Annotated in this window: 18 protein-coding genes; 8 read left to right on the plus strand and 10 right to left on the minus strand. The window is 43.9% G+C overall.

Annotated elements, in window-relative coordinates; genetic code table 11:
• Window positions 1–2 precede the first annotated feature (2 nt).
• A complete protein-coding gene (locus ABDW16_RS10050) occupies window positions 3–656 on the minus strand; it encodes a 3-hydroxyacyl-CoA dehydrogenase family protein (RefSeq protein WP_343669447.1) in 654 nt (217 codons plus the stop codon).
• Between the two features lie 49 nt (window positions 657–705).
• Here ABDW16_RS10050 and ABDW16_RS10055 point away from each other — a divergent pair, with 49 nt between their 5' ends.
• Complete coding sequence (locus tag ABDW16_RS10055; RefSeq protein ID WP_343669449.1) at window positions 706–1,086, plus strand: RidA family protein; 381 nt, start codon at window positions 706–708, stop codon at window positions 1,084–1,086.
• 21 nt (window positions 1,087–1,107) lie between these two features.
• Here ABDW16_RS10055 and ABDW16_RS10060 read toward each other — a convergent pair whose 3' ends face one another.
• The 5 genes from ABDW16_RS10060 to ABDW16_RS10080 all read right to left on the minus strand — a co-directional run bounded on the left by ABDW16_RS10060 (window position 1,108) and on the right by ABDW16_RS10080 (window position 6,024).
• Entirely contained in the window at window positions 1,108–2,763 is a 1,656-nt protein-coding gene (locus tag ABDW16_RS10060) for a L,D-transpeptidase family protein (protein ID WP_343669450.1), read from the minus strand.
• 120 nt (window positions 2,764–2,883) lie between these two features.
• Window positions 2,884–4,434: an Rne/Rng family ribonuclease gene (locus ABDW16_RS10065; protein ID WP_343669452.1), complete on the minus strand. Its 1,551-nt coding sequence runs from the start codon at window positions 4,432–4,434 to the stop codon at window positions 2,884–2,886.
• A 303-nt stretch (window positions 4,435–4,737) separates the two neighbouring features.
• Window positions 4,738–4,833 (minus strand): AURKAIP1/COX24 domain-containing protein, encoded by a 96-nt coding sequence (locus tag ABDW16_RS10070; protein ID WP_223233134.1) that lies wholly within the window; start codon window positions 4,831–4,833, stop codon window positions 4,738–4,740.
• 34 nt (window positions 4,834–4,867) lie between these two features.
• Complete coding sequence (locus ABDW16_RS10075) at window positions 4,868–5,710, minus strand: tetratricopeptide repeat protein (protein ID WP_343669454.1); 843 nt, start codon at window positions 5,708–5,710, stop codon at window positions 4,868–4,870.
• A 23-nt stretch (window positions 5,711–5,733) separates the two neighbouring features.
• On the minus strand, window positions 5,734–6,024 hold the full coding sequence (locus ABDW16_RS10080) for an HU family DNA-binding protein (RefSeq protein ID WP_072362799.1): 291 nt from the start codon (window positions 6,022–6,024) through the stop codon (window positions 5,734–5,736).
• Between the two features lie 518 nt (window positions 6,025–6,542).
• On the opposite strand from ABDW16_RS10080, the gene mutY reads away from it, so the two are divergent.
• The 7 genes from mutY (at window position 6,543) to ABDW16_RS10115 (ending at window position 12,786) form a co-directional block, all read left to right on the plus strand.
• Window positions 6,543–7,607: an A/G-specific adenine glycosylase gene (gene mutY, locus ABDW16_RS10085; RefSeq protein ID WP_343669457.1), complete on the plus strand. Its 1,065-nt coding sequence runs from the start codon at window positions 6,543–6,545 to the stop codon at window positions 7,605–7,607.
• Window positions 7,608–7,785: 178 nt separating this feature from the next.
• Window positions 7,786–8,241 (plus strand): single-stranded DNA-binding protein, encoded by a 456-nt coding sequence (locus ABDW16_RS10090; RefSeq protein WP_072362797.1) that lies wholly within the window; start codon window positions 7,786–7,788, stop codon window positions 8,239–8,241.
• 170 nt (window positions 8,242–8,411) lie between these two features.
• Window positions 8,412–9,770 (plus strand): gliding motility-associated protein GldE, encoded by a 1,359-nt coding sequence (gldE, locus tag ABDW16_RS10095; RefSeq protein ID WP_343669460.1) that lies wholly within the window; start codon window positions 8,412–8,414, stop codon window positions 9,768–9,770.
• 18 nt (window positions 9,771–9,788) lie between these two features.
• On the plus strand, window positions 9,789–10,424 hold the full coding sequence (gene gldD / locus ABDW16_RS10100; protein ID WP_343669461.1) for a gliding motility lipoprotein GldD: 636 nt from the start codon (window positions 9,789–9,791) through the stop codon (window positions 10,422–10,424).
• Between the two features lie 63 nt (window positions 10,425–10,487).
• The gene (locus ABDW16_RS10105) at window positions 10,488–11,063 is read left to right on the plus strand and encodes a DUF3109 family protein (protein ID WP_343669462.1); all 576 of its coding nucleotides are present in this window, start codon (window positions 10,488–10,490) and stop codon (window positions 11,061–11,063) included.
• A gap of 73 nt (window positions 11,064–11,136) precedes the next feature.
• Window positions 11,137–12,552 carry a LutB/LldF family L-lactate oxidation iron-sulfur protein gene (locus ABDW16_RS10110; RefSeq protein WP_343669464.1) on the plus strand — a complete coding sequence of 472 codons (1,416 nt, stop codon included), beginning with the start codon at window positions 11,137–11,139 and terminating at the stop codon, window positions 12,550–12,552.
• 24 nt (window positions 12,553–12,576) lie between these two features.
• The gene (locus ABDW16_RS10115) at window positions 12,577–12,786 is read left to right on the plus strand and encodes a YqaE/Pmp3 family membrane protein (RefSeq protein WP_343669465.1); all 210 of its coding nucleotides are present in this window, start codon (window positions 12,577–12,579) and stop codon (window positions 12,784–12,786) included.
• Here the strand turns inward: ABDW16_RS10115 and ABDW16_RS10120 are convergent.
• From ABDW16_RS10120 to ABDW16_RS10135, 4 genes are all read right to left on the minus strand, one after another.
• Complete coding sequence (locus ABDW16_RS10120) at window positions 12,780–14,009, minus strand: TonB family protein (RefSeq protein ID WP_343669466.1); 1,230 nt, start codon at window positions 14,007–14,009, stop codon at window positions 12,780–12,782. The genes ABDW16_RS10115 and ABDW16_RS10120 overlap by 7 nt on opposite strands.
• Complete coding sequence (locus ABDW16_RS10125; RefSeq protein ID WP_343669468.1) at window positions 13,984–14,580, minus strand: sigma-70 family RNA polymerase sigma factor; 597 nt, start codon at window positions 14,578–14,580, stop codon at window positions 13,984–13,986. The genes ABDW16_RS10120 and ABDW16_RS10125 overlap by 26 nt, the downstream gene beginning before the upstream one ends.
• Before the next feature lie 76 nt (window positions 14,581–14,656).
• Window positions 14,657–16,171 (minus strand): bifunctional phosphoribosylaminoimidazolecarboxamide formyltransferase/IMP cyclohydrolase, encoded by a 1,515-nt coding sequence (gene purH / locus ABDW16_RS10130; RefSeq protein ID WP_343669469.1) that lies wholly within the window; start codon window positions 16,169–16,171, stop codon window positions 14,657–14,659.
• Window positions 16,172–16,182: 11 nt separating this feature from the next.
• Window positions 16,183–18,123 carry a ComEC/Rec2 family competence protein gene (locus tag ABDW16_RS10135; RefSeq protein ID WP_343669470.1) on the minus strand — a complete coding sequence of 647 codons (1,941 nt, stop codon included), beginning with the start codon at window positions 18,121–18,123 and terminating at the stop codon, window positions 16,183–16,185.
• Window positions 18,124–18,440: the final 317 nt, after the last annotated feature.

Here is an 18,440-nt window from a genome sequence, read left to right on the forward strand (position 1 = left end):
TATTAACTGTTTCTAGCTTCCTTTTCCAATAATTCGCTGATAGCGTACCGTTCATTGCCTGTAGCTGTGTGCACAGCGGTAAGCACTTCGTATACCTGTTTGATCCCGATTTTTTTGCTCCATTCAAAAGGCCCCATGGGATAATTGGTGCCCAGTTTCATAGCAACATCAATGTCTTCCCTCGAAGCTGTGTTTGACTCAGCTGTCATGTACGCTTCATTGATGATCATACATATCACCCTGGGGGTGACCATGCCTACTGCATCCTGCACCAGTTCATACTCCCAGCACAACTGCTGCATAATAGCTGTTAAGATGGTCTTTTGCGCTTCTTCCAGCCAGGAGACTTCCGTCACCGGCATATCGATGAACCCCGGTAACCAGTTGCATCCGATCAGGGTACAGTTATATTTTTTTTTCACTGACTGCAAAGAGGTTTTCACCACTCCCGCCAGCACCGGAATAGCCGGATATTGCGCGTAAACGGTTGCATTGTCAGGGTGCGCATCGAACTCTAAGTCAATGACGAGATCCCTGTTTTGCAGTGCCTCCGCCCCTTTCAGGCTATCGGTCCACTCCACTGTATGTGCGGCCAGACCGCCTTTGCGCTGTAATGCTATAAAATTTTGCTCATTTCCGATAACCAGGATATTCATGGGCTAATTTTCGCAAACCTATTAATTAATAACTAATTATTTTTACACTATGGAAAAACAGATCATCAATACTTCGAATGCGCCAGCTCCAATTGGCCCATATAACCAGGCAATCCTGACAGGTAATATGCTTTTTGCTTCCGGGCAAATTGCTATCAATCCAGCCACTAATGAGCTGGTGACTGACGATATCGTTACAGAATCTCATCAGGTAATGCAGAATATAAAAGCAATTCTGAATGCCGCCGGTATGGATTTCAGCGATATTTTGAAGAGCACCATTTTCATTACCGATATGAACGATTTCGGTAAGATCAATGAAGTTTACGGTAGTTACTTCAGCGGTTATTTCCCTGCCCGCGAAACTGTGCAGGTAGCAGCCTTACCCAAGAACGTACATGTGGAGATCTCTGTGATCGCCAGCAAGTAATATTAAAGGCAAAGGCTGACTTTATAAGTCAGCCTTTGTTCCAAATAAGGTGGTAGCCAGTTTTGCATCGTGGCCATACACATCATCTCTGAAATTCAGCCGGCCCTCACTATCTACAAACGCGGTGAAATATCCGATATACACCGGCACCCGTTGTTTCAGTGTTACAAACTTCTCCTTACTCGCATTCATTGCATCTACAATCTTTGCCTTTGTCCAGCTGGAATCGTTGCGCAACAACCATTCTGCCAGGTGCTGAGGTTCCGCAACCCTGATACAGCCATGGCTGAAAGTACGCTTGTTTTCACCAAATAATCCTTTGGACGGCGTATCGTGCAGGTAGATATTATACTCATTCGGGAAAAGGAACTTTACCTTACCCAAAGCGTTGGATCCTCCCGGCAGCTGGCGAATAATATAGGGGAAGTTGGAAACTGTGGATTTACTCCAATTAATAGATCCCGCACTCACCGGTTTACCACTGCCATTCACCACTTCCATATGGTTCCTGGCCAGGTAACCACCGTTACGACGCATAGCAGGCAGTACTTCATTTTGCAAAATACCGGGAGGCACATTCCAATATGGACTGAATACCACATACTTTACTTCATTGCTAAAGATAACCGTGTTGGCACCCGGTTTTCCCACTACTACATTACAGCTCCAATCCAGTTTGCTGCTATCGTATACATACAGTTTAAATGCAGGGATATTTACCAGCAGATAAGTAGATGGCGGTGACGCAGGCACCCAACGCAAACGCTCCATATTAATCAGGATCTGTGTAATGCGTTGCTTAGGTGTCACATTCAGTGCTCGCAGTAAAGGGGCCTGAATAGTGCCATCTATTTTGAGTCCTGTTCTATCCTGAAAGTTGCGGATAGCAGAATCCAGTGCAGGTGTAAACACAGCAGTAGTATCTGCAACCTCCAGGTCACCTAACAGGTGCAGGCGATTCTTCACACCTGCGATTACAGGCGCAGTAGCACCTTGCTTATATAACTTTTCTACTGCACGCAGGGAATCCCATGGCTCTTTTTCCAAGGCAGCCAATTGTTTGAGTTTATTACGCAGCAGTTTGTATTGAATATTCACCGGCTCTTCAAATGCATTGGCAGGACGGGTAATCATGGAGTCCAGCAGGCCTTCTATATCAATCTGTTTACGTGGAATGAACCATTCCAGGTCTTTGGCAGAATCCGAAGTCAAGCCACCCCATACTTTATTGCCATAAGCAAAAAACTGGGCAGTGAGCGACAATTCAATCTGGGGAGCGGATTTATCTCCTGGTTTCAGTTTACCACCTTCCATCATGAGGGTATCGTATACCTCCCGAAGTGGGCGGCTAATGATACTACTATCATTCAAACCAAAAGCAGCGTCAGATTTCATCAGGTTAATAAAGTTGCCTGCCTGTTCGGTCAGTTGCCCATCATTGCCTATCCATGCAAAGTGATAGTTACGTTGCCTGTAGAAGCTACGGATATATGAAGCATTGCTTGAATCGTGCTGTAAGAATGCATTCACAGCATTACTATCGAGGGTCAGGTCAATATAGTCCTTCTGGGTATAGTGACTGGTATCTCTTGCGCGCTGGCGTTTACGTTTACCTTCGTGGTTACAAGATGCGAAGACAGCTGCCAATGCAAGCAGAAATAGGGGAACATTGCGCATGATCATTGATTTAATGTGGTGTAAACATAAAAGTAAAGAAAAAGTTGATAACCAATTAAAAGCAAAATGCTTAATGCGGATAAGGCATTAAGCATTTTGCAATATTGTGTGGAATTAGTTCTAGAGTTTTATTTCTTCATCATTGGAATCAAAAAAGCGATATTCTGTCAGGTGGTAGTTAGAGTCTGCTTTTATTTTGATCCATTTCTTATACAGGAAATACCATTTCCATTGACGAGAGGTAAGGAATCCTTGTGTAAGGAAAGCTTTGAAGATGGGATGCACATGGATGGAGAGTCCCTTATGCTGATGATTAATCAGGTATTGCAGGTTCTTTTCAATCTCATCGATGATCAGTACAGAGGCGCCGATTTTGCCGGTACCATGACAGGTAGGGCAATCTTCTGCTACAGAAATTGTGACTTCCGGTTTCACCCTTTGGCGGGTGATCTGCATGAGTCCGAACTTGGAGATAGGCAGAATAGTATGTTTAGCTCTATCCTGGGCCATGAATTTCTCCATTGCTTCATACACTACCTTTTTGTTTTCAGGCAGCTTCATATCGATGAAGTCGATAATGATGATGCCTCCAAGGTCGCGCAGGCGCAGTTGTCGGGCAATTTCCGCAGCAGCTTCCAGGTTGGATGCCAGAGCGTTCTGTTCCTGGTTATTACTGGAGCTCTTGTAGCCACTGTTCACATCTATAACGTGGAGGGCCTCGGTTGCTTCAATAATAAGGTATACACCGCTATCCAGGTTGACAGTTTTGCCAAAAGAAGCTTTTACCTGACGGGTAATGCCGTAGTGATCAAAGATGGGTGCACCATTATGATAATAAGTAACAATATCCTGCTTCTCGGGAGCTATCTTTTGGATATACGCCCGGGTATCAGTGTACATGTTCTTATCGTTAATAACGATTTTGTTGAAACTTTCGTTCAGCAAGTCACGGAGTATACTAGTAGTCTTAGCCTGTTCGCTCAGTATTTTCTGTGGAGGTTGTGCGCCTTTCAGATTTGACTGGATATTTTTCCAGGTTTCGACCAGGGTGGTAAGGTCTTCGTGCAGTTCTGCAGTTTTCTTTCCTTCAGCGGCTGTGCGGACTATCACACCAAAGTTGGGTGTTTTGATAGCTTCGACGATCTTTTGCAGGCGTTTTCTTTCTTCGGAAGAGTGTATCTTTTTGGATACAGCTACAATGTCATTAAAGGGTGTTAACACAATAAATCTTCCTGGTAAAGAAATCTCGCAGCTCAGACGGGGGCCTTTTGAAGAAATGGGCTCTTTCAGGATTTGCACAAGAATATTGGGTTTACCGCCCAGTACGTCTGTGATTTTACCGGTTTTTACAATTTCCGGTTCGTTCTTAAACTTTGTAAAGTCAAACCCCTCGGGGGTTTTATCAGAAATAGCCTGCTGGGTAAATTTTAGTATCGAGCGTATGTAAGGGCTAAGATCAGTGTAATGCAAAAAGGCATCCTTTTCAAAGCCAACATCTACAAACGCCGCATTCAGGCCTGGAATTAGTTTTTTAACCCGCCCCAGGTATAAATCTCCTACTGCAAAATTGGGGTTGCCACTTTCATGATGCAATTCGACCAATTTTTTATCTTCCAGCAACGCTATTTCCACACCAGTAGGTGCCGCATTTATAATTAGTTCCTTGTTCAAGCGTCCAAAATTTTAACCATTATAACTTCACCTTTATGTTATGCACGACTATTTAATAACAGCTTACTGCATACCAGATTATAGCTAACAATGACGTTAGCATACATGATGATGGATTGCTTAAGGGTTTAGCGATCTAGCAGGTAATATCCGGGATGCTAAGCGGGAATTGTGGAAAAACCTGCATGACTTCAGCAATTTAAGAATAATCGCTAAAATCATGCAGGGTATATAAAAAAATTTATCCGATTAACACGCCGTAATAAAACCTGGTTAGTATAAATGGCGGGAAACAGGAGAAAACTATTTCTTATTCTTCTTATGCCGGTTCTTTCTCAGTCTTTTTTTACGTTTGTGAGTGGCAATTTTATGTCTCTTTCTTTTCTTACCGCAAGGCATGCTAAAAAGTTTAAAATGATTAAAAAATAGAATATTATTGAATACTCTTAATATAATTGTCAATTTCAGCCTTCAGGGCTGGATCTTTGAGCAGTTTTTTGCATTGCTCGAACAGTTCCACTGCCTTTTTTACATCACCTTTAGAGCGATAGGCTTCAGCCTGGACAAAAATAGCTTTCGCTTCGTCCGGATGGCGTTGCAACAGTGTATCCATACGTTGGATGGCTTTATCATACTGCCCGGATTGGATAGCAAGATTTGCCAGTGTCAACTGAGCTTCAAGATTGTCGGGATTGGCAGCCACCACTTCCCTGAGTTTTTGGACCCCTACCATAGGTTCGCCTGTATTCATATACAACAGCGCCTGTTGAATCTTAAGGGAATCATTGTTCGGGCTAAGTTGAATAGCCTGATCCAGCAATGAGAGCGCCTGTTGGCTTTCCCATTTCATAATTGCCGGGTCCTGAGCATGTTCCAGGTGTTCCAAAAATAAATTGGCTGCAAAGGTGAGGCTTTTTTCGGAATTTTCCAACTTGGCGGCTTCGCCAAGGTAATGCGCAGCTATGGGTAGTTGGTTAAGGCTATCCCAGGAGGCATAAAGCTGTTTATAAGCGGCTATTTGCTGAGTTTTAACATCTCCCCGCACTACTTTATTTTCCAAAGAATTGATCAAAAGTAATTTATCAGCAGGGACTTTTTGCTTGGCAGTGGCCAGCAATTCGCTAAAGGCAATAGGTTGCTGCTCCTGACCGCCCATCATAGGGCCGGCAGTTGGCATCGCTTTCTTCTCCGAATGTGGTATGGTGCGGCCGAAGGCGACCAATACAACTAGTAATGCCACCGCGGCACCTACCAATAGAACTTGTGATTTTTGCACGCCTTAAATATTAGGCAGCAAAATTACGAAGAACTTTTAAGCTTCTTTACCTCAGCAACGAATTCTTTCGAAGGCTTGAATGCAGGAATAAAGTGCTCTGGAATTTCTACCGCCACATTCTTCTTGATGTTACGACCAATCTTGGCCGCTCTCTTCTTTGTAATAAAGCTACCAAAACCTCTGATATAGATATGCTCGCCATTAGCCAACGCTTCCTTGACCTCCTTAAACATGGCCTCTAGTGTTACTAACACATCTACTTTAGGTATGCCGGTTTTTTCAGCAATATTGTTAATTAAGTCAGCTTTTCTCATAATTGAAGCGAAGGATTACTTGTCCCAAAATTATTTAATTTTTTTTAATTGCTGAATTTTAAGCAAATAAATTTTATCTTTTTTTCTTATACCTTATATCTTTTAAATAATCACTCTACAAGTCTTTGTGTACTAAGCATTAACGTATTTTCTAGCAACGGGTGCAACTTTAGCAAAGGTCATATTTCGTGATCAGTACATGCTCACATCAATAGGTATGAAGCGGAATATTTCACTAAACCACTACTTAACGAATATACAAAAAACAATATTCATTTTGTCTTTTTTTTCTGCTCTTAATGAAAAAGTTATGCTCGTCTTAGCCAAATAAAATTCGGGCTCCTACCTAAATATAACGCATTTTTCTACACATTAGTCTATTTATCAAGCAGTTCTGTTAAAAAAGCATTTAGATAACGGTTATTTTCATATGTTATGGATGATTATATATATTTTCACTGCTCCTCCCCTTCCACCCACTCATTTTTATCATTCCTACTCACTTATCTTTGCATTTCATGAAACAATTTTTCACTAACACCCTCCTCGAATGGAATCGTGAAGATAACACACGCTCCATGCCATGGAAAGGCGAAAAGGACCCCTATCGGATATGGCTGTCTGAAATCATCCTCCAACAAACCCGCGTTGAACAAGGATGGGCTTATTACGAGAAGTTTATACAAGCTTACCCTACCGTACAGCAGTTAGCCGCTGCCCCGGAAGAAGAAGTATTCCGCCTCTGGCAGGGACTGGGTTACTACGCCCGTTGTAAAAATATGCTGGCCGCCGCCCGCCAGATCGTTTCCCAATATCACGGACACTTCCCCAACACCTACGAGGCAATTCAGTCACTCAAAGGCATTGGACCATACACCTCTGCCGCAATAGCATCCTTTGCGTTTAATCTTCCACATGCTGTGCTGGATGGCAACGTATTTCGCGTACTCTCCCGCTTCTTTGACATAGATACTCCCATAGATAGCACCGCCGGCAAGAAACAGTTCGCTACGCTGGCTGCCGAACTACTCCCCCATGGACAATCAGCTACTTACAACCAGAGCATCATGGACTTTGGCGCCGTCGTGTGCAAACCTCAACAACCTGCCTGCAAATCATGCCGCCTGGCTAAGAAGTGCAAAGCCCTACACCAGGGCCTGATTAGCGTACTACCCGTAAAGGCAAAGAAACTGGTGATCAAAAAGCGCTACTTCAACTACCTGATTGTACGACACAAAGACGATTTCTATATCCGTAAGCGAACAGAAAATGATATCTGGCAAAACTTATATGAATTTATACTCATTGAAACCAGCGCCCCTGCCAATATCAATGAAATAAAAAAATTACCTGCCTTCAAAGAAAAAGTAGGTGATATACGTTATAACATAGATGCAGTGTCCGCCCCGTTTAAACAACAGTTGACACATCAGACCATCTATAGCCAGTTCATAATGCTATCAACAGCTAAAAAGCCTGAAATGCAAGGCTATACCGCAGTTTCACAGGATCAACTGGATAGGTACGCATTCCCTAAAACTATTACAGACTTCCTGAAACGTAGGGAATTGAGCTTGTTCTGATACAAATACTGACTGGGGGTAAAGTGCGTCCAACTTGCTGCGGCAAGGTATTTGAAGCTAAAACTAGTCAGCATTTTTTTCACAACGATTTGAAAAAAATGTTAACTTTAAGAAGGTTGTTTATTTAAAGAAACAGTATATTTCCATCGTTAAAATCAATAGATTAAAACCTGCAACAATGAGAGGTGTTAATAAAGTAATCCTGATTGGCAACTTGGGTAGAGATCCGGATGTACAGTTTTTAGAAGGCAATATTGCAGTAGCTAAATTTTCCCTGGCTACTACAGAGACATTTAAAGACAGGGCCGGTAAACTGATCTCCCAAACAGAATGGCACACGGTAGTATTATGGCGTGGACTGGCGGAATTAGCGCAGAAATACCTGCATAAAGGCAGCCTGGTTTACATTGAAGGACGTTTGCGCACACGCAGCTGGGAAGATAAGGAAGGAAATAAAAAATTTGCTACCGAAGTTGTAGGTGATAACCTTGTTATGCTGGATAAACGCATGGATCTTAACAATTCAGAACATGCTATCCATCACAGTAATACAGGCAGCACTTCCGGTGACAATTTCCCCAATATGGACATCCCCCCCCAAATTAGTGACGCAGCTGACGATCTGCCCTTTTAAGCTATCCAATTAAAAAATATTAATTCTTTTTTGCTTGATAATCCCGTAATGGGGTATTACTTATATTTGCATATAGGGAAAGCGATTCAATTTAATACCTGAATTTCTTTCCCATTTTTTTGGAACCTGCTTTGCAGTGTAATGCTGGTTTTTAATTCCTTAACGAAAAGTTGAACAATTTGTACACCTACCCGGCAAGCATTATTTCTGGTAAGCTCACCCTGTTACAAGCCTCGGCACCAATTGCCACGCCAAACGTGGTGATTTATCTGCTTGTAATCTTTATACTCTTACTCCTGGCTTTCATCGTCTCCGGTGCAGAAGTAGCCTTCTTCTCCCTGAACTACAAAGACCTGAATGCCCTGAAAACCAGACAAAACACCAGTGGAAAACTTATTACCAAACTCCTGGAAAAGCCCCGCTCCCTGCTGGCTTCCCTCCAGATAGCCGGTATTCTCCTTTCCCTGGCATTCATTATGGTGACCAGCTACCTCATCACCCAGATGGAAGACCTGCAGACCCTACCCGTCGTTTCCTTCGTGGTGCGCATAGCTATTATCATATTCGTACTCCTCTTCTTTGGCCAGGTACTCCCCAGAGTATGGGCCGCCCAGAATAATATTCGCTTTGCTACCTATTTCGCCTGGTTCGTAAGCATCATCCATGCTACCCTCGAACCCGTAAGCGACTTCTACGTAAGCATGAGCGAAAGCATCGAAGCCCGCTTCTTCCATCGTGGCAGCGGCGCGGTCAACTACCAGGAGATTGACGAAGCCATCGAAATGAGCGTGGACCCAACCGCCTCCCAGGAAGAAAAAAACATCCTGAAAGGTATTCTGAAGTTTGGCAATATCACCGTAAAACAAATTATGCATACCCGCCTGGATGTGCATGGTGTAGAATACGATGCCCCTTTTGATGTGGTTGTCAAGCATGTAGCCGAGCTCCACTACTCCCGCCTGCCTGTATACAAAGGCAACCTGGACAATATTGTGGGCGTTATTCATACCAAGGACCTGCTCCCACATCTCGACAAGGGCAATACGTTTGACTGGCACACCGTTATGCGCCAGCCATTCTTCGTACATGGCCACAAGCTGATCGAAGACCTGCTGGCTGAATTCCAGACCAGGAGAATGCACTTTGCTGTAGTAGTAGATGAATTTGGCGGCACCTCCGGTATCGTAACCCTGGAAGACATTGTGGAAGAAGTAATCGGAGACATTAAAGACGAGTTCGACGAAGAAGAATTCAACTATTCCAAAGTTGATAACTATACCTACGTGTTCGAGGGCAAAACCATGCTCAATGACGTTTGCCGTATCATAAATATTCCTCCGGACACCTTCGAAACAGTAAAAGGCGAAAGCGACTCCATCGGAGGCCTGATCCTTGAACTGGCTGGTAAATTCCCGGAAGAAAACAGTGTGATCACCTATGGAGACTATGACTTTACCGTACTGGAAAAAAGCAAAATGCGCATTCAGAAAGTACAGGTAAGCGTAAGGCAAAACGTGGAAGAAGAATAATATCACAACATAGAAGCAATGAACTGTAAGAGAAAAAGAAGCCTGTCAACTGTTACCGCCCGGCTGAAGGGCTGTTTCATGCTATTATTACTGCCGTTGCTGTATACTGCCTGTGACCAAACATATACCCCCAAACCAAGAGGGTACTTCCAGATCACCTTTCCTAAAAGGGAATACCGCGTATTTGACCAACCCGGATATCCATATACATTCGAATATCCCGTTTACGCCAACATCGTAAAAGACAGCCTCTTCTTTGGGGAGAAAACTGAAAATCCCTTTTGGATAAATGTAGAGTTTCCTACCCTGAATGGGAAAATATACATGAGCTATAAAGAGATAGGGAAAGGGGAAAACGACTTCCAGAAACTTATCAATGACGCCTTTAAGATGACTTATAAGCATACTTATAAGGCGGAATATATTGAAGAAAAGAGCATTGGCAACCCCGCCAACCACATTTATGGCCTCTTTTACGACGTAGGCGGTAATGCGGCTTCTGCCAAACAATTTTATGTAACTGATTCCGTAAAACACTTCCTGCGTGGTGCCCTTTATTTCGACGCCGCACCAAATGCCGACTCTCTTGCTCCTGTCCATAAATTCCTTCAGGAAGACATGCTGCACCTGGTGGAAACACTGAAATGGCGCTAGACTCCGAGCCGAACCATGTAAAAGCAACCGGATTGTTGTAATTTTGCAGTCATTATCCTGCCAATGATCATCATAGACGATAAATATATCAGTGACGAAGTAGTGGAAGAAAAGTTCGTGTGCAACCTCGGGGCCTGCAAAGGAGCCTGTTGCGTAGCCGGGGACTGTGGAGCACCACTGGACAAAGACGAAGTAAAGATCCTGAAGAAGGTCTATCCCAAAATAAAGTCTTACCTGCGCCCGGAGGGCATTGCCGAAATAGAAAAAACCGGTACTAATACCATTGACGATGAATATGGGTATGTAACCCCCATCGTAAATGGAGGTATCTGTGCCTACGCCAGTATCGATGAACATGGTGTAGTGGGCTGCGGTATAGAAAAGGCTTACAAAGATGGTATCGTAGATTATAAGAAGCCGATCTCCTGCCACCTCTACCCGATCCGGGTTACTAAATACGAATCGTTTGAAGCGGTTAACTACGATCGTTGGGACATATGTAAACCAGCCTGCAAGAATGGCAAAAGCCTGAAAGTGCCGGTGTACCGCTTCCTCCAGGAAGCCATCATCCGCAAGTACGGGAAAGAGTTTTACACAGCGCTGGATAAAATAGCAACCAAGAAATACCGTGCAGATTAAGGCTGACGGCCTGTGGATTTATCCCTATCTTTACCAGATAGTTGTCTAATACACCACCATACCGGAAATCGGTATGGCTTTTGTCATTCGCAATCAGCAATTCCAACAACGTATGCATCAGAATGCCTCCACATTCCTGGACAAGAGCGAGAAGAAAGCGACAGACCTCGGTCATCGCCAGACAATCAATTACAATATAGGCAAGTATAATACAGCAGTAAAAGCCGGGAAAAACCAGTTTTCCGACCTGGCGACTGCACGCGAACGCGCCAAGAATATCAAGTGGAGAGCTATTGAGCAGCTGGATAAATACCTCGAAGAGTTTGAATCCAACCTGACCCGCCGTGGCGGCAAGGTAATCTGGGCCGAGAACTCCGAGCAGGTGCTGGAAGAAATTCTGAACATCTGCAAAGCCAAAAATTGCAAAAGCATCGTAAAGAGCAAATCAATGGCGACGGAAGAAGTGCATCTGAACAGCTTCCTGGCCGATCATAATATTGAGTGTGTAGAAACAGACCTGGGCGAATACATCCAGCAACTGGATGGCGAACCGCCTTACCACATCGTAACGCCCGCCATGCACAAAAGCAAGGAAGATGTAGCCCGTCTGTTCGAAGAAAAACTGGGCACTCCCCCCAACCTGACTCCCCAGGAACTGACCATGGTAGCCCGGGAAAAACTCCGTCAGAAATACCTGGATGCAGAAATCGGTATCACCGGTGCAAACTTCCTCATTGCAGATATAGGCGGTGTCGCCGTGACTGAGAATGAAGGAAACGCACGTCTGAGTACCGCTTTTCCAAAAACACATATCGTACTGGTGGGCATCGAAAAGATGATCCCTTCTATCAATGACCTGGCTCTCTTCTGGCCCTTGCTGGCTACCTATGGTACCGGCCAGCAGGTAACTGTTTACAACTCCATCTTCACCGGTCCCCGTCAGGAAGGAGAAATAGATGGTCCTGAAGAAATGTATGTGATCCTGATGGATAATGGCCGTACCAATTTACTCGCAGATACCGAAGCCAGGGAAGCCCTGTATTGTATACGCTGCGGTTCCTGCCTGAATGCCTGTCCTGTTTATAAAAACATTGGTGGCCATACTTATGGCACTACCTACAGTGGTCCAATCGGCTCCGTCATTACTCCCCACCTGAAAGGTATTGACAATTACATGCACCTGAGCTATGCTTCTTCCCTCTGCGGAAACTGTACAGAAGTATGCCCGGTACGCATCAACCTTCATGAATTATTACTCCACAACAGACATAAAGCCGTAGAAGAAAACCATACTTCCGGTGCGGAAAAAGTATCCTGGTTTGGCTGGAAACAGGTCAGTCTAAGCCGGCGCATGATGAACCTGGCCAATGGAAACATGAAGAACTTCTTCATGAAAAAATTCTTTACCAAAGCCTGGGGAGACGATAGGGAATTGCCTGTATTTGCGCCTAAATCCTTCAACCAGATGTGGAAAGACCGCAAAAAGTAGTAAATTCCAATAAAACATCATATTATGACGCTGATAGCGATATTGTTACCCTGGCTATCATTTTTGCTGAGAGGGAAGATTCTTTCCGGCATATTATGCCTGATACTACAATGCACAATACTGGGCTGGATTCCAGCGGCAATATGGGCAGTCGTATCATTAAATGATAGTCGCGCAGATAGAAGAAACAGAAAATTGATTAAAGCGATCAGGCAGAATAAAGCCGGTTATTGATGCACTTCCGGGGCAAATTTCACATCAACTTTTACTTTTACAGCTTTTCCATTTGCTGCTGGCAGCCAGGCTGGCCCGGCTTTGATTAAGCGGATAGCTTCCTGATCGCATTCAGATTGCAGCTTTTTCAGCACCCTGAAATCGGTCAGTGAACCATCTGGTTGTACATAGAATTGGACCCTTACCCTACCACTCACCGTAAGGCCGGCAGGATATTGAACATTTTTAATGAGGTAAATTTCGTATTTCTCAAATCCACCCATCGGAGACGGATCGTTGTTACCTGAGTTACTGAATACTGTTGTAGTATCAGTTGTTCGTCTCAACTGCATTCTTACAAAAGGTTCTCCGCCTGAAAAAGACAGGCTCTTACTTTCATACCCCGGAGCATAGGCTGAAAGGAGTTGATTGCCGCTCGTTTTTTTACTTTTTCTCATAGCCGGGAGTGAGAAAAATCCTTCAGCGTCGGTAGTTACCCCATATCCACCTGTAGTGACGGTAACACCGGCAATACCACTATCCCCTTTCAAATTGAGCACCCTGCCCTGGATGAAATTCTGATTATAAGTAGAGAACCTGGAAACCTGGTTCAAGGCCATGGTAGCAGCAGATGCTGATCTATACTCTTCAGCTTTAAGGTTATTCTGACTGGCTATTTCTTCAACAGTATCTTTGGCAGGCGCTGGCGTTGGTGCCAATGCCAAATCTGCCTGAGGCTGAGGCTCTGCAAGCGGGGTTGTCATTGGAGGAGAGGTTACAACCGGCGTCTGGAAACTTTTATAATTACCCTGCTGCTTTTTGAACATAGTTACGCTTTCCGGCACCTGTACCATCGTTGGTACTTCAGCTGGAATAATAGTATCTGCCTTAATTGACACCTTCGCTATTTCACTTTGCTTGCTTGCAGGCCACAACCAGATAATGCTTGATCCAACCACAAAACATACAGCTGCTGCAGCCGCCCAACGCATATAGATCGGAATCACCCTCCTTTTGGCAGGCTGCTGTACCCTTTGCGCCAGTCGTTTACCCAGGTCAGCCAGGTTCGTACGCTGATCCGGCGCATGCTGTTCAAAGCCTTCCAGTGCTTCTGCCAGGAACGGATCATCTAAAGCCTGCCGCTCCAGTGCGTGCATAGCCTTGTGATCCAGCTCTCCAGCCAGATAACGGCGTATCAGCTCAGGATCTGCCACAGGTTTAATATGATTGTTTTGCTGCTGCATTTTGTTGTTCCATGCAATTTTTCAGGTTGCGCTTTCCATTTTGAATATAGCTTTTCACCTTTTTCATTTCATACCCCGTCAGATCGGCTACTTCTTTGTAGCTCTTTTCCTTCAGGTAAAAAAGATCGACACTACGCTTCTGTTCTTCCGGCAAGGTCTCCATACACCTTTCCATCTCCTGGAGATTGGTCTCCAGGGCCGTGCCGCCATCATGATGTGTAAATTGCTCATTTTCCATAACAGGGAGCCCATCAAGAGACACCTCACGACTTTCTTTGTTCTTCATTGCCCTCAGTTTCATCAGGCAATGATTGCGGGTCAGCACGTGTAACCAGCTCTTAAAGTTCTGTACCTCATACTGTTGCAACTTCACAATCAACTCTTCAAAAATCTGCATCACAGCATCCTTACTGGCCTCTTCATCAAAATAACGCAAACAGACCCCATATACCAGGTTCATGTAACGCTGGTACAGGGTAGCGAGATCTTCGAGCTTGCCGGATTGTTTGTATATCCTGATCAGCTGCGCATCGTCCGCCCCGTTGTCACTATTGTGATGTATAAATGCCATAGCTGATAACAAATATAAAAAATAAGCACCGGCATAACCGGTGCTTACAAAATATTATTCTTCTGTGCAGAATAGCTTAGTGTTTGAAATGACGCATACCGGTCATAACCATCACCATATCATTTTCTTTACAGTAAGTTATTGAATCATTGTCACGTACAGAACCACCTGGCTGAATAATAGATACGATACCCTCAGCATGAGCAATACGAACACAGTCATCGAATGGGAAAAATGCATCAGAAGCCATTGCAGCACCTCTCAGGTCGAAATTGAACTGTTTGGCTTTTTCAATAGCATGACGCAGCGCATCGATACGGGAAGTCTGACCACTACCTTTACCTATCAATTGCTGGTTTTTCACCAGTGCGATAGCATTAGATTTCAGGTGCTTACATACAATGTTAGCAAAAGTAAGGTCTGCTTTCTCTTCCGGGGTAGCAGGCTTTGCACCTACATCATTCCAGTCCTGGAAGTTTCCTTTATCATTTTCCTGCAGCAGTACCCCATTCAGTACATTCTTGTACACATTCGGAGCTACCACAGGTGCTTTCTGCTCTAATAAGATGCGGTTCTTTTTCGCCTGCAGTACTTCCAGTGCATCAGGTGCAAAACCTGGAGCAATCAGGATTTCAAAGAAGATCTCGCTGATAGATTCAGCAGTCGCCTTGTCTACAACGGCATTACATGCCAGTACACCACCAAATGCACTCTCCTTGTCTCCTGCCAGTGCTGCTTCCCATGCTTCTTTCAGGGTAGAGCGGCTGGCAATACCACATACGTTGGTATGTTTGATCACGGCAAAAGTGATGTCTTTAAATTCCTGGATCAGCTGGCAGGCTGCATCTACGTCTACCAGGTTATTGTAAGACAGTTCCTTGCCATGCAGCTTGTTGAACAACTCAGACAGGTTACCATAGAACACACCTTTCTGATGAGGATTTTCTCCATAACGCATGATCTGACCCTGCGGTACAGATACCTGGAAAAAAGCATTGGGCTCATTGTTCAGGAAGTACTGTGCAATCGCAACATCGTAGTTAGCACATACTTCAAACGCTTTGGCCGCAAAAGCACGACGATCTTCCAGGGAAGTAGCACCGTTGTTGTCAGTCAATACTTTTTCCAGATCAGCATACTGGTCTTTAGAAGCTACAATCACTACATCTTTGTAATTCTTACCGGCAGCCCTGATCAGGGATACACCACCAATATCGATCTTCTCAATGATAGTTTGCTCTTCCTTAGTGCTCTTAACAGTCTCTTCGAACGGATACAGATCCACAATTACCAGGTCCAGTTCAGGAATCTCGTATTGTGCCAGCTGTTCCAGGTCCTGTGGATTGTCACGACGAGCCAGAATACCACCAAATACTTTAGGATGCAATGTTTTTACACGGCCTCCCAGGATGGAAGGATAAGCTGTCAACGTTTCTACCGCCACACAGGAAACACCTAAGTCTTCAATAAACTTTTGTGTACCACCGGTAGAATAGATGGTTACACCCTGTTCACCTAATTTTTTAACGATGTTCTCCAGGTTGTCTTTATAGAAAACGGAGATCAATGCTGATTTTATTTGCTTTTGCATGTATGGAAACATTAGAAATTTACAACATAGGCTCCCTGGTCCGGAACCGAAAAGAAGCGCAAAGTTAGCGCGTAACATTCACTTTTCCATTTCTCTATCCTGCTATGGGAACTGGATGCGTCAAAAATATAGCAGCCCACATCGTAAAACCCCTGCAAATCTTTGATTGCCACACGTGGATTATGTGACAGTAAAAGATAATCTGTCCTGAATTTTTTTGCGGGTCTGCCAGCAGGCAATGCGCCATCCACGATTACCAGGCGCTTGTTTCCACAACAAATAAAATGACCCAGCTGTTCAAAACCCACTAACCTTCCTGTATCGGCTTCATAAAAAGTCCGTGCTGCCCGCAACATATTAGCAGATATACTATCATCACCTGCGAACTGAACTACACTCCCCTGAATAAAGTCAATGCCCGTATGCCGTGGTTGATTATAAACAATCATGACCCGCTGCCGTTGCTTTTGTAATCTGCCTGGCAGCACAATCAAACTCCACAGGCAAATAGCTCCCATTATATAAACGACACCTTTCTTTCCTGCCAATAATGCACCGATGCAAACATACAATGCCAATACCCCATACACTGATATATGCAATCCTGAAATCACGGCACCAGGCAAATGTCCTATCCATGCAACGATGGTATTCATCATCGTCAACAACCATTGCAGGCAGGTTCCCAGCCAGTGCGCCTGTACACACAATAACAGAATTTCACCATACAAAATCAAAGTAGATAATGGCACAGCAATTAAGTTCGCCGGCAGAAAGTAAAGTGGAAATTGCCCAAAGAGATAGAGGCACAGAGGAAAGGTAATGGCCTGCGCAGCAACAGCAATTGTTATTGCTTCACCCATCTTCCGCAACCAATACGATTGGCTACTGAATGGCTTATTCAGTAACAGGATACCCAATACCGCCAGGTAGGATAATTGAAAACCCACATCTTTTATCAATGCAGGATCATAACATAATAACAGGAATGCAGAAAGCGCCAGCTGATTATAAGTAGAAGAATCGCGGTCTAAAAAGAACTTCCCAATAGTCACAACAGTTAGCATTACAGCAGCCCTCAATACAGAAGCGGAAGCACCTGTCAGCAATGTAAAGCCCCATACCACCACGATGATCAGTACTCCCTTCAAAGAAGGAAAGGGCAACCATTGCAGGCCCCAGATCAGGCTAGCATAAATCAGGGCCAGATGCATTCCTGAAATGGCGATAATATGTACAATGCCAGTTTGCATATAATCATTTACCATTTCCCTGTCTAAGTCGTACCTGTACCCTATCAGCAAAGCCGCTGCCAGCCCCCCTTCCCGGCCACCTATATACTGATTGATGATCTGCAGACAACTATTGCGACATCGCAGCAAAAAACTTTTAGGCATCACAATATGCCGCCAGTGGCCTTCTTGCAGGTGTACCTGCTGATAAATATATCGGGCAGCACAGTATTCACGATAATTGAATGACCCTGGATTACCACTGAAAGAAATGAGCTGTACGGCTCCTTTGAACAGTAACCTGTCTCCTTCCTGGATAGCCATGACAGCGCTATCCGGGGGAAAATAAATCAGTAACTGTTCTTTCGTCTCCAGCTTAATGATTGTTCTATATCCGTATTGACTACTTTGTACTGGAGCTGCTATTATACCTACCAACACTTCATCAGGCCTGGGTTTTATAAGATGGTGCTTATATTGTTCTTTTGCATCTACCAACAAACAGCCGATGCAGACCAGCAATAATTGTAGTATTATTCCTCTGTACGCATCCAGCCTAAACCTTGCCCACAGGGGCAAGTAACCAATTCCCACATGAAGTATTAAAAGAAAAAAACCAGCCGGGAGAACATACAACAATGGTATTGGCCAGATAATTCCCAACATAAACGGAATAACAATCCGCAAAAAAGGAGCGGTTTTCAGGATATAAACAAACATGACTTTCTATTGGTTAACAAAATGGAATTACGGCAATTTAAAGCACCAATCTCAGGAGTAAAAATTTGATTCCCGGGGAGTTATCATGATAAGTTAATAAGATGAAAATATTTTCATTTTTAAAAGTGATTTTACATATGTATATTTACATATATCTATTATATGACTGTTAATCAAATCAATAAGAATTATTAGTATTTTCATCTGTTATTGATTAGTTAACATCTTTTTAATATTTAATATTTATAGTAAACTGCATTACCGGTCACGCTATTTATGTAAGTAAATAGTCGTGTCTTTAATGGTTATTTTGAGGG

Source organism: Chitinophaga sp. (assembly GCF_039596135.1).
In the GTDB taxonomy this organism is placed as follows: domain Bacteria; phylum Bacteroidota; class Bacteroidia; order Chitinophagales; family Chitinophagaceae; genus Chitinophaga.